The 15704-nt window shown below is 69.9% G+C and carries 16 protein-coding genes and 1 pseudogene; 5 read left to right on the top strand and 12 right to left on the bottom strand.

Annotated elements, in window-relative coordinates:
- Positions 1-8 precede the first annotated feature (8 nt).
- Genes IE660_RS15050 through IE660_RS15020 form a run of 7 tightly spaced genes read right to left on the bottom strand, consistent with a single transcriptional unit; the run spans position 9 to position 6647 of the window.
- The gene (locus tag IE660_RS15050; RefSeq protein ID WP_203569199.1) at positions 9-656 is read right to left on the bottom strand and encodes an MBL fold metallo-hydrolase; all 648 of its coding nucleotides are present in this window, start codon (positions 654-656) and stop codon (positions 9-11) included.
- A gap of 28 nt (positions 657-684) precedes the next feature.
- A complete protein-coding gene (locus tag IE660_RS15045) occupies positions 685-1743 on the bottom strand; it encodes a threonine aldolase family protein (RefSeq protein ID WP_328701991.1) in 1059 nt (352 codons plus the stop codon).
- 13 nt (positions 1744-1756) lie between these two features.
- Complete coding sequence (locus tag IE660_RS15040) at positions 1757-3148, bottom strand: class II 3-deoxy-7-phosphoheptulonate synthase (protein ID WP_203569198.1); 1392 nt, start codon at positions 3146-3148, stop codon at positions 1757-1759.
- Between the two features lie 47 nt (positions 3149-3195).
- Positions 3196-3849, bottom strand: coding sequence for a response regulator (locus IE660_RS15035; protein WP_203569197.1), 654 nt, complete (start codon positions 3847-3849; stop codon positions 3196-3198).
- Between the two features lie 16 nt (positions 3850-3865).
- Positions 3866-5005: a sensor histidine kinase gene (locus tag IE660_RS16495; protein WP_203569196.1), complete on the bottom strand. Its 1140-nt coding sequence runs from the start codon at positions 5003-5005 to the stop codon at positions 3866-3868.
- Positions 4992-5870, bottom strand: coding sequence for a 1-acyl-sn-glycerol-3-phosphate acyltransferase (locus IE660_RS15025; RefSeq protein WP_203569195.1), 879 nt, complete (start codon positions 5868-5870; stop codon positions 4992-4994). The genes IE660_RS16495 and IE660_RS15025 overlap by 14 nt, the downstream gene beginning before the upstream one ends.
- A gap of 3 nt (positions 5871-5873) precedes the next feature.
- Positions 5874-6647, bottom strand: coding sequence for a lysophospholipid acyltransferase family protein (locus IE660_RS15020; RefSeq protein WP_328701990.1), 774 nt, complete (start codon positions 6645-6647; stop codon positions 5874-5876).
- 112 nt (positions 6648-6759) lie between these two features.
- Between IE660_RS15020 and IE660_RS15015 the strand changes: the two genes are divergently transcribed.
- Positions 6760-7209, top strand: coding sequence for a hypothetical protein (locus IE660_RS15015; protein ID WP_203569193.1), 450 nt, complete (start codon positions 6760-6762; stop codon positions 7207-7209).
- Positions 7210-7331: 122 nt separating this feature from the next.
- On the opposite strand, the gene IE660_RS15010 is transcribed toward IE660_RS15015, so the two are convergent.
- From IE660_RS15010 to IE660_RS14995, 4 genes are all read right to left on the bottom strand, one after another.
- Positions 7332-8447: an ROK family glucokinase gene (locus tag IE660_RS15010; protein WP_203569192.1), complete on the bottom strand. Its 1116-nt coding sequence runs from the start codon at positions 8445-8447 to the stop codon at positions 7332-7334.
- A gap of 43 nt (positions 8448-8490) precedes the next feature.
- Entirely contained in the window at positions 8491-9624 is a 1134-nt protein-coding gene (locus IE660_RS15005) for a C40 family peptidase (RefSeq protein ID WP_203569191.1), read from the bottom strand.
- A gap of 153 nt (positions 9625-9777) precedes the next feature.
- Positions 9778-10017, bottom strand: coding sequence for a hypothetical protein (locus IE660_RS15000; protein WP_203569190.1), 240 nt, complete (start codon positions 10015-10017; stop codon positions 9778-9780).
- Positions 10005-10574, bottom strand: coding sequence for a hypothetical protein (locus IE660_RS14995; protein WP_203569189.1), 570 nt, complete (start codon positions 10572-10574; stop codon positions 10005-10007). Before IE660_RS14995 ends, IE660_RS15000 begins: the two co-directional genes overlap by 13 nt.
- Positions 10575-10723: 149 nt before the next feature.
- On the opposite strand from IE660_RS14995, the gene IE660_RS14990 reads away from it, so the two are divergent.
- Both IE660_RS14990 and IE660_RS14985 read left to right on the top strand, forming a co-directional pair.
- Positions 10724-12484: a DEDD exonuclease domain-containing protein gene (locus tag IE660_RS14990; protein WP_203569188.1), complete on the top strand. Its 1761-nt coding sequence runs from the start codon at positions 10724-10726 to the stop codon at positions 12482-12484.
- Between the two features lie 53 nt (positions 12485-12537).
- A complete protein-coding gene (locus IE660_RS14985; protein ID WP_203569187.1) occupies positions 12538-12813 on the top strand; it encodes an Lrp/AsnC family transcriptional regulator in 276 nt (91 codons plus the stop codon).
- Between the two features lie 248 nt (positions 12814-13061).
- Here IE660_RS14985 and IE660_RS14980 read toward each other — a convergent pair whose 3' ends face one another.
- Positions 13062-13571 (bottom strand): peptidylprolyl isomerase, encoded by a 510-nt coding sequence (locus IE660_RS14980; protein WP_203569186.1) that lies wholly within the window; start codon positions 13569-13571, stop codon positions 13062-13064.
- 1182 nt (positions 13572-14753) lie between these two features.
- On the opposite strand from IE660_RS14980, the pseudogene IE660_RS16675 reads away from it, so the two are divergent.
- Positions 14754-14921: pseudogene (locus IE660_RS16675) on the top strand (sunset domain-containing protein); the annotation flags it as partial.
- Between the two features lie 107 nt (positions 14922-15028).
- Entirely contained in the window at positions 15029-15697 is a 669-nt protein-coding gene (locus IE660_RS14970; RefSeq protein ID WP_203569184.1) for a prepilin peptidase, read from the top strand.
- Positions 15698-15704 lie beyond the last annotated feature (7 nt).

Raw genomic sequence — 15704 nt, 5'->3', positions numbered from 1 at the left:
CGCCCGGTTCAGTACTGGCGCGGCGACCAAGGGCCGTGGTCACGCAGGTCGTGCATGATCGTCCCGGTCATGTCGTCCAACCGGTTGTGCACCAGGGCGAAGCCCCGCTCGCCGAGCAACCCGTGGTGGATGCAGAAGCCGTCCTCGGCGCCGACCTCACGGGTGAAGTCGATGGTCTCCTTCATGGCCGCCCACGGTCCGTACGCCGGGATGGCCACCACGTCGATGCCCTGGGGTGCTGTGTCGAGTGCGTCGCCGGGGTGGAAGAAGCGTGGCTCACCCTCGGCCTCGACCACCAGGCCCACGTTGCCGATCCGGGGGATGTCACGGTGGATCACCGCGTGCAGTCCGCCGACGGCACTGATCCTCACCCCGCCCAGGTCGACCGTGGTGTCGGCCGCGATGCCCTCGCCGCGGGGCAGGTCGACCACGTCGAGCACGCTCGGCTCGACCCAGACGGCGGCATCGGGGTTGGCACGGATCAACTCCGGTGCGTGGTCGGGGTCGCAGTGGTCGCCGTGCTGGTGGGTGACCAGAATCGCGTCGAGGTCGGTCAGGCCGTGCCAGTCGCTGGAGAAGTTGCCCGGGTCGAACAGGATCCGACGTCCGGAGACCTCCACCAGCACGGTCGCATGTCCCAGGTGCGTGATCTCCATGCACCCACACTAGGTGCGCCGGACGGCCTCAGGGCTGGTCGGTGATCAGTTGCCCCACGACGCGGCCGGCCTCGCGGCAGGACTGCTCGTCCACGTCGAGGTGGGTGACCGCCCGCAGCATCCGCGGGCCCAGTGCCGAGACCAGGACACCACGCTCGGCGGCCGCCGCGGCGATCGGTGCCGCGGGCCCCGGGGTGCGCAGCACCACGATGTTGGTCGGCACCTGGGCCGGGTCGACGGCGTCGGGGACGAGCGCGGCCACCTCTTCGGCGAAGCCCTTGGCGGCGGCGTGGTCGTCGCGCAGCCGCTCGACGTGGTGGTCGAGGGCGTACAGCCCGGCCGCTGCGAGGATGCCGGCCTGGCGCCACCCCGCCCCCAGCCGCTTGCGTTGCACCCGGGCCCGGGCGATCTGTTCGGACGAGCCGACCAGCACCGAGCCGACCGGGGCACCCAGCCCCTTGGACAGGCACAGGCTGACGGTGTCGAACAGTTCGGCGTACTCACCGATCGTGATCCCGGTCTCGACGTGGGCGTTGAACAGTCGGGCTCCGTCCAGGTGCAGCCCGATGTCGACGGCACGACAGCCGGCGCTGACCTCACGCAGGTGCTCGATCGGCTGGATCGTCCCACCGCCGAAGTTGTGGGTGTTCTCGACCTCGACGCAGGTGGTCGAGACCAAGTAGGGCCCGGCATCGGGAGCGAGCATGGCTTCGATGTCGGCCCAGTCGGCCACACCGGCGGGCTGCCCGTCGCGCCCGGAGGTCCAGGTGCGCATGGTGATGCCGGCCAGCGCGCCGTGGGCACCCATCTCGGCCCGGGCGATGTGGGCCTGGGCGTCGCAGAGCACCTCCTGGCCGGGCGCGACCTGCAACCAGACCCCCAGCTGGTTGGCCAGCGAACCGGTGGCGCAGAACAGCGCCGCCTGCTTGCCGGTCAGGCCGGCCACCCGCTCCTCGAGGGCGTGGATGGTGGGGTCCTCGTCGTAGACGTCGTCACCGACCGGTGCTGCGGCCATCGCCTCGCGCATCGCCGGTGTGGGACGAGTCAGGGTGTCCGAACGCAGGTCGGCCAGCACGTCGGCGGTCACGGCTCGACCCGGTTCACAGGTCGACGCGGGCCTGGAAGGCCTGCACCGGGTTGTCACGGTTGAGTCGTCCGGCCGACAGCCGCTCGGCGACCATGAAGGCCAGCTCTAGCGACTGGTTGCGGTTGAGCCGGGGGTCGCAGGCAGTCTCGTAGCGGTTGACCAGGTCGTGCTCACCCAGTTCGTCGACCCCGCCGACACACTCGGTCACGTCGTCGCCGGTCAGCTCGATGTGCACCCCGCCGGGCCAGGTGCCCAACTCCTCGTGCACGTCGAAGAAGCCGTTGACCTCGTCCACGACCTCGCTGAAGGCGCGGGTCTTGAAGCCGTTGGCGGTCTCGAAGGTGTTGCCGTGCATCGGGTCGCACACCCAGACCACCTTGCGTCCGGTGGCCTCGACGGCCTCGATCACCGCCGGCAGCTTCTCGCGCACATTGGGCGCACCCATCCTGATGATGAAGGTGAGCCGGCCGGCCTCGTGGTCGGGGTCGAGCCGCTCGGCGAGCGCCACGGCGTCCTCACCGCTGGTGGACGGGCCGAGCTTCACCCCGATCGGGTTGCGGATGTGGCGCATCAGCTCGACGTGGGCACCGTCGAGCTGACGGGTGCGCTCGCCGATCCACAGCAGGTGGCCCGAGGTGTTGTAGGGCGTCTGGGAGCGGCTGTCGATGCGGGTCATCGCGTGCTCGTACTCCAGCAGCAAGGCCTCGTGGCTGGCGTAGAAGTCGACGGTCGACAGCTCGTCGTCGTCGATGCCGCAGGCCACCATGAAGGCCAGGGCGCGGTCGATCTCGGCGGCGAGCTGCTCGTAGCGGCTCTCGACGTTGGAGTTGCGCACGAAGGTCGAGTTCCACTGGTGGATGCCGCGCAGGTCGGCGAACCCGCCCTTGACGAAGGCCCGCACCAGGTTGAGCGTGGCCGACGAGGCGTTGTAGACCCGCAGCAGCCGCTCCGGGTCGTGCGCCCGCGCCTCGGCGGTGAAGGGGAACCCGTTGATGGCGTCCCCCCGGAACGCGGGCAGGGTGACGCCCTCGCGGGTCTCGGTGTCCTTGGAGCGCGGCTTGGCGTACTGGCCGGCGATCCGGCCCAGCTTGACCACCGGCACCTGGGCGGCGTAGGTCATCACGACGGCCATGCTCAGCAGCACCCGCAGCTTGCCCATGATGTTGCTGGCATTGACCCCGGCGAAGGTCTCGGCGCAGTCGCCGCCCTGCAGCAGGAAGGCGCGCCCGTCGGCGACCTGGGCCAGCTGGTGGCGCAGCTCGTCGCACTCGCCGGCGAAGACCAGCGGGGGCATCGTCCGCAACCGCTCGACGGCGGAGTCACGCTGGTTGGCGTCCAGATAGGTGGGCTGCTGCAGCATCGGGAGAGCGCGCAGGTCAGCCAGGGACGGGAACAGCGGTGACATGGCGTGCAGTCTAGTCACGCCCGGACGAGGTCAGGACGCACGTCCGATCAGGGTTCGCCGAGCCCCTGTTCGATCGCGTACAGGGTCAGCTCGACCCGGTTGTGCAGCTGCAGCTTGCGCAGCACGTTCTGCACGTGGTTCTGCACGGTGCGGTGCGAGACCACCAGTTCGTCGGCGATCTCGCGGTAGGCCATGCCCTTGGCCACCCGGCGCAGTACCTCGACCTCGCGGGCGGTGAGCACCGGCCCCTCGTCGTCGTGCTGGTGGGCGACGTTGACCATGCGCCGGAACTCACCGAGCACCAGCCCGGCCAGGCCGGGGGTGAACACCGCGTCACCGTCGGCGGTACGGCGCACCCCGTCGATCAGCTCGGCCTTCGAGGCGCTCTTGAGCAGGTAGCCCAGCGCACCGGCCTTGACCGCCCGCAGCACGTCATCGCGCTCGCCGGAGGCCGACAGCACCAGGATGCGCATCTCGGGGAACTCGTTGAGCAGGATCTCGGTGCAGGTGGCCCCGTCGGGCTGGGGGATCTGCAGGTCCATGACCACCACACCCGGACGCGCGGCGCGGGCTCGCTTGAGGCACTCCTCGCCGGTGTGGGCGACGGCCACGATCTCGAATCCCTCGCTGACCAGGTCCTCCGACAGCGCCTCGATCCACATCGGGTGATCGTCGACCAGCATCACTCGCTTGTTGTCCATGCTCACCTCGTCAACCTCACTTCGGAACCCTCAGCTCCCATTCAAGCCCACGAGAGGGTTGCGTCTTGACGGTGGCCTTTCCCCCCAAGGTCTCGATACGGCCCAGGATCGACGCACGCATGCCCATCCGGTTGGAGTTCATCGCGGTGGCCAGCTCGTCGCGTGACATGCCCACACCGTTGTCGCGGATCGAGACCACCAGCTCGTCATCGGTCTCCTCGACCAGCACCCAGGCCTTGGCCTCCTCACCGGCATGGCGCCGTACGTTGAGCAGCACCTGCTGCACAGCAGCCTCGAGCTCGATCGCCTTGCCTCGCGGCAGGAACACCTGGCCGGCCATCATCGAGACGGTGACGCGGTCGCTGCCGTGCGCCCCCATCATCGGGGTGACGTCGACCTCGGTGCTCTCGTTGACCACCTCTTCGCCGGCCTGCGGAACGCTGCGGTCCTGCAGGGCGGCGCGCAGCTGAACCTCCTGGTTGAGCGCCAGCCGGGCCAGCCGGGCACCGCGGGGTCCCAGCTCGGGGGCCTCCCGCTCGACCAGTGACAGCACCTGCAGGGCTCCGTCGTGGACGATGCGGGCCATCCGGTCGCGCTCGGCCAGAACGGCGGCCCTGGCCAAGGTGGCGTCACGCTGGGCGATGGTGGCGCGCAGCTGACCGACCAGACGCCCCACACCCCAGACCAGCAGCACCAGACCGATGCCGGCACTCAGGGCGGGCGACTGCCGCGTGGGCTGTTCGAGGAACTGCACCATGCCCATCAGGGCGCCGGCGAGGATGCCGTAGCGCACGCCGAACGTGAGCGCGAGCGCCAACGGAGAGATCACCGGCCAGAACACGGTGATCGGCATCAGCTGTTCTCCCCCGCCCGACAGCAGCACAGGCGACAGACCCAGCAGCGTGATGCCAAGCAGGAACTCGGTGACCAGCATGGGAACAGTCCGTCCTCGCCCACGGGAGTCCATCCAGTGCATGATCAGGCTCCAGCTGATCATCACCGCCCCGGCCAGACCCGGGACCACCAGGGCATCCCAGCGCAGGGCGTTGACCAGGGCGGCGTGCAGGGCCAGCGCCACCCGCAGCCACGACAGGGTGTTGTAGGTCGAGCGCAGCAGGCGGTACTCGCTGCTCCACTGCGGCTCAGAGTTCGGCACGACCCGGTCCTTCGGCGACCTCACTCGCGGACACCTGCGTCGCCGGGGCGTTCTGGTCGCGTCGAGCGGCCTCCTCAGCATGGCGGCGGGCCTGCTCGGCCGCTTCGGCGGCGCGTCGGGCCAGGTCCTCGACTTCGTCGGCGACCATCTGTCGGTGCCGCTGGACGGCTGCCCGATCGGCCTCGCGCTGGGCGGCGGCAGCCAGTCGGCGTCCCTGCCGGCGCAGCCGGGCCTGTTCGCGGTGCTGGTCGCGGGCGGCGGCGGTGGACGAGTCGCGGTAGTCGACCTCACCCAGCGTGCAGATGGCCGCCATCACTTCGTCGGTGACGCCCCTGGCCAGGGTCCGGTCGATCGGCAGGCCGTGGTGGCGGCTGAAGTCCAGTGGCTCACCGAAGCGGATGGTCGAGTTCAGCCCACGGGTGATGACCACGGCAGGCACCACCGGCACCTTGGCGAGCAGCAGCAGCGCCCCGAGCCCGGCTCGTCCCTTGTGCACCGCCCCGTCGGGCGAGGTGGCTCCTTCGGGGAAGACCAGCAGGGCCTGCCCCTGGCTGAGCCTGGCCAGCGCGTCGTCGAGGTCGTCGTCGTCCCTGGCCTGCCACGGGGTCTGGGCCGTGGGGCTCTGGGCCGGAGGTCGCGCCGAGACCGTGATGGTGGTCAGCCGTCGTGGGGAGGTGGCGTTGATCAGCCTGTTGTCGAGCAGCCCACCGTGGTGGCTGGCGATCACGACCGGACCCGAGGTCGGCACGTTCTCGATGCCCTCCACCTCGGTCTGCGCCGCGATCAGCGGGTTGCCGACCGTGGCCAGAGCCCGCCCGGTCAGGGACGAGGCAGTGCGCCTGAGCGCGCGGGGCAGTCGGGGCACCGCTCACTGCCCCCCGTCGGCCGGGCGGTCGTCGCCAGGGCTCTCGGCCTGGGGACGAGCAGCACCCGGGTGCTCGAGCATGTGGGGGGTGAGGTCGGCGCCCTTGAGGTCGCCGAACTTCACCCGGGTCGAGTAGACGTCGACGTAGGTCTGGCCGGTGAGTTGCTGAATGGCGGCCATCACCTCGTCGGTGACCTGGCGCAGCACCTTGAGCTCACCCTGCCGGCCGGCGAGCTCGCTGAATCGCAGTGGCGCGCCGATGGTGATGTGGGGCCGCCAGATGGTGGTGATGCCCAGCGGTCCCTTGGTGAAGCCGGTGTCGCGCATGCCCACCGGGACGACCGGCACGTCGTTCTCCAGCGCCATCCTGGCGACGCCGGTCTTGCCCTTGTAGAGGTTGCCGTCGGGTGAGCGGCTGCCCTCGGGGAAGATCCCGACCAGGCCGCCGTCACGCAGCACCTCGTTGATCGGGGTGAGGCCGGCGGCGCTGGCGCGTCCCCCTGACCTGTCCATGGGCACCTGGCCGACCGCCTTGAGGAACCAGGCGACGGCCTTGGCCTTGAGGCTGCCCTTGCCCAGGAACAGTTCGGCCTTGGCCGGGAACACCATGGGCCGGGTGATCAGTGCCGGCAGCAGGAAGGTCTCGCCGGTACCGATGTGGTTGGCGGCCATGATCGCCCCTTGGGGCGGGATGTTCTCCTCACCGGTGATCGTGGGCTGGAAGAGCAGCTTCGACCAGGGCCGCACGAATCCGTACTTGAAGAACGCGTACCACACCTGTCGACTTCTCCCTCCGGGCCCACACCCGCGCGAGCTCACGCTTCGACGGTGACCACATCGGTGGTCCGGCCACCCCCATCGTGGCATCCCTCGGCCTACTGTGGACATTGTGACGCACCCCAGCGACCCGGATGAGGTCGACCGCCGCTTCGCTGAACTGGTCGAGAGGCAGTTCGGTGAGACCACGCGCGGGCGTGGGGTGCCCGAGGTGGCGCCTCAGGTCAGCCCCACTCAGGCCTCCCCCAGCCCGGCGCCCTCTAGCCCGCCACCGCCCGCACCACCGCCGGTTGATCAGAACTTCGACCTGTGGCTGGACGACGACGTCGACTACCGCGAGGTGCCGCGTCAGCAGTCCAGTTGGTCGCTGCCGGTGCTGCTGGGCTTCCTCACCTCGGTCGGTGGACTGATCCTGTTGTTCCTGGTGCTGTTCGGCATGGGTCTGGACCGCTGGCTGGTGTGGCTGGCCGTGGCCGGGATGGTCGGTGGCGTGGCGGTGCTGATGTGGGTGGCGTTGAACCGGCATCCCGACGAGGACGACCAGCCGGGCGCCCAGGTGTAGCGAGCGGCCGGTCGGCAGAACTGCCTCGCCACAGCACCGGAGCGTGGGGGCGCTTCAGATCTGGTCGCGCCTCAGCCCTGGTCGCGCCTCAGCCCGGGTCGCGCCTCAGCCCTGGTCGCGCCTCAGCCCTGGTCGCGGGGAGCGCCCAGCAGGCGCTCGGTGCGCCGCTCGAGCCGGCGCTCGCGCTCGGGGCGTGTGCCCTCGACCGCCATCAGGTCACGCAGCCGAACTCGACGCGGGCGGCTGCTGCGGCGGCGCGGCCAGAACCCTCGGGCCACACCGGGGGGCTCGACGATCGAGTGCCTGGCGAGGTCGGCGGCACCGACCAGGCCGGCATCGTTGCGGAAGGTGGCCACCGAGATGCGCGCGACCGGGCGGAACCCTCGTCCAGTCAGGGTGCGCTCGAAGGCGGCCCGGGTCGGCTCGAGCAGCAGGTCACCTGAGGCGCTGACTCCCCCGCCGATCACGAACAGGTCGGGGTCGATGGCGGCAGCCAGGTTGGCCAGGCCTCGCCCGAGCCAGGTGCCGACGTCGGCGATCAACTCGCGGGCCACCGGGTCACCACCCACCGCTGCAGCGGTGATGTCAGGACCGGTGAGTCGCTCGGGGTTGCCGTCGGGGGCCGCTGCCAACAGCGTGGCTGACTGCGGCGCCTTGGCCGCGATCAGAGACTTGGCGTCACGCACCAGCGCGTTGCCCGAGGCGTACTGCTCCCAGCAGCCGCGGTTGCCGCAGGGGCACCAGTGACCCTCTGGGACGATGAGCATGTGGCCGAACTCCCCGGCCATGCCGTAGCGGCCGCGGAACAACCGGCCGTTCATCACCATGGCCCCGCCGATGCCGGTGCCGAGGGTGACGCAGACCATCACGCTGGACGAGCGCCCCGACCCGAATCGGTACTCGGCCCACGCGGCGGCGTTGGCGTCGTTGTCGACCAGCACGGGCAGCGCGATCCGGCTGCTCAGGCGCTGTTTGAGGGGTTCGTTGCGCCAGGCCAGGTGGGGCGAGAAGCGCACCACTGCCTGGTCGGTGTCGACCCAGCCGGCCGCACCGATGCCGACCGAGGCGACCCGATGGGTCTTGGACAGCTCGGCGACGATCGAGCAGATGGCGTTCTCGACCTCGGGGGCGCTGTGCGAGGGTGTCGGCAGTTGCACACGGCGCAGGATCTCGCCGTCGGGAGTGACCACCCCGGCGGCCACCTTGGTTCCGCCGATGTCGATCCCGATGCTCAGCACGCCAGACACCCTAGCCCGAGCAGGCCGTTGCGAACCTCAGGCCTCAGCCGACTCGCCGGGCCCCCATGAAGGGCATCGAGTACAGGCTGGTGATGTTGACGTCGGTGCGCGGGTTGGCGGCGTGGACGATCTTGCCGTTGCCGATGTACATGCCGACGTGGCTGATGCCGCTGTAGTAGAAGACCAGGTCACCCGGCTGCAACTGGCTGGCGCTCACCCTGACACCGGCGCCGTACTGCGCCTGAGAGGTGCGCGGCAGCGAGATGCCGGCCTGGCGGTACGACCAGACCATCAGGCCCGAGCAGTCGAACACCGACGGGCCGGTGCCACCGGAGACGTACTGGTAGCCGAGGCGGCTTAGCGCGGCGTTCACCGCGGTCTGGGCGCGGCTGCCGGCCGGTGCGGGGGCCGGCGCCTCGTCCTTCTTCGGTGGCGTGGTGGTCTTCGAGTTCGAAGAGCTCGAGCGGCTCGGTGAGGTGGTCGAGGTGCGGTTGGCCGAACGTGAGTTCGCTGCGGCCTCACGGGCGGCGATGGCGCGGCGCTGGGCCTCGGCCTTCTCGGCCTGCAGGCGGGCCAGGCGCTCCTGCTCCTGCTTGGTGAGCTTGTCGAGCAGCTTCTTGGCCTCGGCCTCCTTGGCCTCGTGGCCACTGATGATCTTGGCCTGCTCCTGCTTGGCGGTGGCGATCTCGTTGCGCTTGGTGACCAGGTCGGCCTTGGTCTGGTTGACCTTGGCCTGCTCGACCTGGTACTGCTGGACGAGCCCCTGGCTGCGGGTGCTGACGCTCTCGAGGGTGGCCAGCTGCTTCATGAACGAGGCGTCATCGGGCGAGGCGAGCAACTGGGCGGCCTGGCCGAGTGAGCCACGCTGGTGCTGGGTGAGGGCGATCCGGGCGACGACACCCTTCATCGACGAGACCTTCGACTCCTGCGCGGAGAGGTCCTTGGTGAGGGTGGCGACCTGCTTGTTCGCCTTGGTGAGCTGGTCCTCGAGCTTGGCGTACTGCAGATCGAGCACGGAGTGCTCCTGCTCGAGCTTCTCCAGAGCCTTCTGTGCTTCCTTCACGGTGTCGGGCTCGGCCTGGGCAGGGGCTGCCTGCATCACCAGACCAGCGGCAGCCAGGAAGGCCACGGCGGTACCAGCCACTCGATTGCCCACGGAAGTCCGCAGTGAAGTCACCTTCGCTCCTTGTCACCGGCACATTGGCTGGCTTCGTCGTGGTGTCGGCCGAGCGGGTCACGGCCAGACTGAGAAAAGCTTAGGCGAATCTCAGGCGCTAATCCAATCTTCGGGCGCGATTCGCGCAGCCCGGTCGGCTGTCCGACCAGGGCCTCACATGGCCTGCGAGCCGAGGTCGTCCCCGCGGTCGTCGAAGACGGGCTCGAGCCTCTCGACCAGCCGGAGCGGTGGCAACAGCCCGCCCATGGCCAGGGCGCCCATGGCGCCCGCCTCCTCACCGGAGAACTCGTGGGCGCTGACCGGCGGTCCGCCGAGCAGCGCCGTCATCAGGCAGTCCGAACAGGCCAGGTCGCGCATCTCGCAGGTGCCGCAGTCGACGATCAAGGGATCCATGCCCTCAGTGCAGCAGTCGCCCCTGACAAAACCGTCAGCAGGCGCCCGCTGCTCACAGGCCGCGCTCCCCGAACCACTCCAGCACCTGGGGCAATGAGCCTCAGGTAGGTGTCGTAGGTGTGGCCACCGGAGTCCATGATCAGCAACGCCATGCCCGGCAACGTCCTGGCGTGCTGGACGAACAGTCCGGTGTCCGGCCCCCTACCCTGCGGGTCTCCCACCGGGTCACCCCATGCGGACTTGTCGAGCTTGCTCACGATGGTGAGGAACTGGGCCCCGGCGGTGTGCCCACCCTTGACCATGGGCAGGATCGAGTAGCGGTCAACCAGCGCCCTGTCCGCGGCCAACCGGGGGTCGGCGTACATCGGGTGGAAGTAGCCACCCATCGACGCTCCGGCGCCGAACTGTGCGAGCAGCACCGCGAGCACGGTGCCCAGCGCCCCCAGCCCGGCCCTGCCGCGAACGCGACGACGCCACCTCACCCATCCGAGGACGAGCGGGATGGCCAGCGCCGCGGTGGCCACGAGGACGAGGAGCGAGGTGGAAGTGAGGCCCACGTCTTGCGAAGGTACGCCTGCTGCCACGCCCGCCCAAGTCTCACCGGAGATTCTCAGCCGCATCTTCGTCCCCCCACCGGGCAGAGCGAGCAGACCGCCTGCACGCAAAGCCTGCACGAAGTGTCAGTGGCTCGCCCTAGCTTGCCTGCATGCCCGTCACGACGCACCCGGCCAGACCTGGCGAGAGGCCCAGCCAGCCGAGCTTCGACGACCTCGGTCAACACCTCTCGCAGGTGACCTTCGTGGTCGTCGACCTCGAGACCACCGGCGGTGGCATCGACTGCAGCATCACCGAGATCGGCGCGGTCAAGGTGCGCGGCGGCAAGGTGCTCGGCGAGTTCCAGACCCTGGTGAGACCGACCACCCACATTCCACCGCTGATCGCAGTGCTCACCGGCATCACCAACCAGATGGTCGCCGACGCCCCGCCGCTGGGCAGCGTGCTGCCAGCCTTCCTGGAGTTCGCCCGAGGGTCGGTGCTGGTGGCTCACAACGCCGGCTTCGACACCGGCTTCCTCAAGCGGGCCTGCACCGCCCTCGGCCATCCCTGGCCGGGGTTCGCCGTGGTCGACACCGTCGCCCTGGCCCGGCAGGCCCTGCTGCGCGACGAGGTGCCCAACTGCAAGCTGGCCACGTTGGCGACCTACTTCCACGCCGAGGTCGAACCCAACCACCGTGCCCTCACCGACGCCCGCGCCACCGTCGACGTGCTGCACGGGCTGCTGCAGCGGGTGGGCAACCTCGGCGTCGACACGCTTGAGGACCTGCAGGAGTTCACCCGCCAGGTCTCACCCCAACGACGCGCCAAGCGCACTTGGGCCGCGACGGTGCCCGAGGCACCCGGGGTCTACTGGTTCCACGCCGACCTGCCCGACGACGCCGGTGGCACCCGGCGTGAGGTGCTCTACGTGGGCAAGTCGGTGAACCTGCGCCGCCGGGTGCGCAGCTACTTCACCGCGGCCGAGACCCGTCCACGGATGGACGAGATGGTGCGGGTCTCGTCCGGCGTCAGCCACGTGGTCTGCGCCACCGATCTGGAGGCCGAGGTTCGCGAGCTGCGGATGATCTCGGCCCACGCACCCCGCTACAACCGGCGCTCGCGCCGGCAGGACCGGGTGCTGTGGGTGCGGCTGACCCGAGAGCCGTTCCCCCGGCTGTCGATCGTGCGGCAGGTCAGTGGCGATGCCCTGCACTGGGGGCCGTTCAGCAGCCGTCAGGCCGCCGAGCAGGGCTGTCTGGCGCTCTACGACACGTTCCCGATCCGCCAGTGCACCAAGCGGTTGTCGGCCTCGCGACCCAGCGGCGCCTGCGCCCTGGGTGAGATGGGACGATGCCCCGCCCCCTGCGAACTCGGCCCGGCGGTCGAGGAGTACTCGACGGTGGTCGAGCAGTTGCGCCACGCGCTCGAGAACGACGTGCGCCCGGTCGTGCGCGCCGTGGGTGGCAGACTCAGCCGGCTCGCCACCCAGCACCGCTTCGAGGAGGCCGCGGAGCTGACCCGCCGGCTGGGCACCTACACCGCGACCACACGCCGCATGCACCGCATCCAGTCGGTCGCCAGGTGCGCGCAGATGGTGGCGGCGCGTCGCATCGACAGTGGCTGGGAGGTGCACGTGATCAGGTACGGACGACTGGCCGCCAGCGCCCACTGCCCCCACGGCGGCGTGCCCCAGGCCGTGGCCCGTGAGGCGGTGGCCACCGCCGAGACCGTGCCGGCGCCGGTGGCAGGGCTGCCCGCGGGATCGGTCGAGGAGTGCGAGCGGGTGGCCAGTTGGCTCGAGCTGCCCGGCGTCCGGTTCCTCGAGCTGGACGGCGAGTGGTCATGGCCCGCCCACGTCGGCCTCACCGAGGGGGCCCTGACCGCACTGGCCGACGTGACGCTGGCTGAACCCGGCTTGGCCAGCGCCTGAGCGGTCCTCCAGCCGGGGCACCCCGGCCGCAGTCGAAGCCCTAGTATCGAGCCATGATCACCGCCATCGTCTTCGTCCAGGCCGACGTCTCGCAGATCCCCGAGGTGGCCGAGCAGATCGCCGCGATCGACGGTGTGAGCGAGGTCTACTCGGTGACCGGGTCGATCGACCTGATCTGCCTGGTCAGGGTCGCCCAGCACGAGCAGATCGCCTCGGTGATCGCCGACCGGCTCAACAAGGTGCCCGGCGTGCTCGAGACCGAGACCCACATCGCCTTCCGCAGCTACTCACGCCACGACTTGGAGTCGGCCTTCTCACTGGGCAGCTGAACACGGCTGCTGTACCTGCNCGCCTTCCGCAGCTACTCACGCCACGACTTGGAGTCGGCCTTCTCACTGGGCAGCTGAACACGGCTGCTGTACCTGCCTGCTGCTGATCCGGGGGCAGACGAGAATCGGGCCCGTCAGGGGCGGCAACAGCCACCCCGACGGGCCCGACGTCTGCGGGTCGAGTCGCCTCAGGCGATCTCGACTCGGGCGATCTCGACTCGGGCGATCTCGACTCAGGCGATCTCGACTCAGGCGATCTCCACGCTCTCGATCACCACGTCCTCGACCGGACGGTCCTGGCGGCCGGTGCGCACGCTGGCGATCTCGTCCACGACCTTCTTGGACTCCTCGTCGGCAACCTCACCGAAGATGGTGTGGCGACGGTTGAGGTGCGGGGTCGGGGCGACGGTGATGAAGAACTGCGAGCCGTTGGTGCCGGGGCCGGCGTTGGCCATGGCCAGCAGGTAGGGCTTGTTGAACGACAGTTCGGGGTGGAACTCGTCGCCGAACTGGTAGCCGGGGCCGCCGTAGCCGGCGCCGAGCGGGCAACCGCCCTGGATCATGAAGCCCGAGATGATGCGGTGGAAGATCAGCCCGTCGTAGAACCGGCCGGTGGTCTGCTCGCCGGTCTCTGCGTGGGTGTACTCCTTGGTGCCGTTCGCCAGGCCGACGAAGTTCGCGACGGTCTGGGGCGCCTGGTCCTCGAACAAGTCGATGGTGATGTCACCGTGGTTGGTGTGCAGGATGGCCTGGGCCACGTCTGTTCCTCTCGACAGGGGTGCACCGCTCAGGTGCCTGAGTGGACGAGCCTAGCGGCCGTCAGCGTCGCCTCACACTTCCAAGGGCGCTTCACCCACCTCGCCCGCACCCATCGCGGGCACCCGTCCGCACCCATCGCGGGCGCTCGTCCGCACCAAAATCGAGTTGCCGCACCAACGTTGGGGCGGGGACTCGAGTTTGGTGCGGGGGAAGCGCCAGGACCCCACCCTGAAGGGTGGTCGGTTCAGCCGAGGGTGATGGCCGACCCTGAGTCTGCCCCCAACTCCGGGCGGTGCTGTTGGTTGGTCGAGTAGCGTGGATCAACGCTCGACCACGAGCAGGCTCGATCACGAGCACACACTCAACCCATCGGAGGAAAAGTGTCCCGCAAGAAGGACCTGCGCAAGGCCGCCGAGAAGACTCAGCACTCCGCCGCCGAAACCGCAGCGCTCGCCGTCGAAGAGGCCGTGAGCTTCCTGGCACCCTATGTCGAAGCCGCCCGCGACTCGGTCGCCCCTGCCGCCAAGCAGGCTGCGGAGCGTTCGGCCGACCTCGCCCACAAGGCGCGCAAGAACATCGACCCCTACGTCCACGACGCGATCGACCGGGTCAGCCCGGCCGTCGACACCGCCAAGGCCAAGGTTCAGGCTGACCTGATGCCCAAGTTGGTCGACCTGCTGCACGAGGCCGAGAAGCACCCCGCAGTGCGCGAGGCCGAGAAGCGTGGCGCCGCGACCTTGGCTGCCGTGCGTGGCGACCTGGCCCTGCCCGAGAAGAAGCGCAAGGGCAAGGTCGGACGCACCATCGCCAAGGTGATCGCCGCCACCGCACTGCTCGCCGGTGCCGCCGTGGCCGTGAAGCAGTTCCTCGGCAGCAAGGACGAGGGCTGGACCGCACACCAGCCGAGCCCGGCCTACACCCCCAAGGCCGAGACGTTGCTCGACGACGCTGCGGCACCCGAGGCCGATGCCCCTGAGGCCCCCGTGGCGGACGTCACCGAGTCGACCGCGACCGAGGCCTACGACGACGGCGCCGCCCCCGGCACCACCGAGGACCCGGTCGCCGAGGATGCCGTGATCGCCGAACCCGACGTGGTGACCGAGGGCGAGGCCGACGACGAGATGGTGGCCGAGGGTGGACCGGTGTTCAACCAGGCCGACACCACTCGTCATGGCGAGGGCTCCTGGATCGGCGATGACAAGCCCGAGGGCTACGTCATCAAGGGCAACGAGCGCTCGATGAAGTACCACGTGCCCGAATCGGGCGGCTACGACCGCACCAACGCCGACGTCTGGTTCGTCTCCGAGGAGGCCGCGACGGCTGCCGGGTTCACCCGCGCCCAGCGCTGATCCTCACCTGACCGCGAAGCGGCCCGATCCCCACAGCGGGGGTCGGGCCGCGTCTTCGTCCACAGGTCACGACCGGGTCGAGCCGGGCGGGCACTAGCGTTCGCAGCATGTCCGCTCCCCCGCTCGCGCTGGCCGTCGTCCTGACGCTGGTCGCGACGGTGGCCAGCTGGTTCTGGGTGCACCGGATGCCCGAGCCGGACGACGCGGCCGAGGTGGGCAAACGCCCTTACGCCAGCCTGGGGTGGCCCTGGTGGGTGTCCACGGTGGTACTCAGCGTGGTGCTGGCCTGGTGGACGCACGATCAGCCGGCGGCCTGGGTCTGGCTGGCGTGGTGCTCGGTGGGTCTGGTGCTGGTCGCTGTCGACCTCGCGACCACCTACCTGCCGGCTCGACTGCAGCAGGTGCTGACCGGTCTCGTCGTGGCAGGGCTGGTGGCGGCGGCTGCAAGCGGCTCGTGGACGACAGTGGCATCGGCGGCACTCGGGGGGGCGCTGGCAGCCGGAGGGTTGTTCTGGCTGGTGTGGCGGTTCAGCTCCGCCTTCGGGTTCGGCGACGTGCGGCTCGCCTTCACCCTGGGTGCACTGGCCGGCGCGCACGGCTGGGCGTTCTGGTGGACGAGCCTGCTGCTCGGCACCGCGCTCGGAGCCGTTGTGGGACTGGTCACCAGCGTGGTGCGGCGTCGACGCCCCCACCCGTTGGGATCAGCCTTCGCCTACGGGCCCTGGCTGTGGGCAGGCCCTTGGTTGGCGTTGGCCTGGGCCGACCTGATGCCTTGACGGCTGC

Origin of the sequence: Aestuariimicrobium ganziense (assembly GCF_015352975.1) — a bacterium.
Lineage (GTDB): Bacteria > Actinomycetota > Actinomycetes > Propionibacteriales > Propionibacteriaceae > Aestuariimicrobium > Aestuariimicrobium ganziense.
This window is presented reverse-complemented; position numbering and strand designations above follow the sequence as displayed.

Coding starts and splice junctions, on each gene's coding strand:
- IE660_RS15050 (WP_203569199.1), bottom strand. CDS start 656: ATGGAGATCACGCACCTGGGACATGCGACCGTGCTGGTGGAGGTCTCC.
- IE660_RS15040 (WP_203569198.1), bottom strand. CDS start 3,148: ATGTCACCGCTGTTCCCGTCCCTGGCTGACCTGCGCGCTCTCCCGATG.
- IE660_RS15035 (WP_203569197.1), bottom strand. CDS start 3,849: ATGGACAACAAGCGAGTGATGCTGGTCGACGATCACCCGATGTGGATC.
- IE660_RS15000 (WP_203569190.1), bottom strand. CDS start 10,017: ATGGATCCCTTGATCGTCGACTGCGGCACCTGCGAGATGCGCGACCTG.
- IE660_RS14990 (WP_203569188.1), top strand. CDS start 10,724: ATGCCCGTCACGACGCACCCGGCCAGACCTGGCGAGAGGCCCAGCCAG.
- IE660_RS14985 (WP_203569187.1), top strand. CDS start 12,538: ATGATCACCGCCATCGTCTTCGTCCAGGCCGACGTCTCGCAGATCCCC.
- IE660_RS14970 (WP_203569184.1), top strand. CDS start 15,029: ATGTCCGCTCCCCCGCTCGCGCTGGCCGTCGTCCTGACGCTGGTCGCG.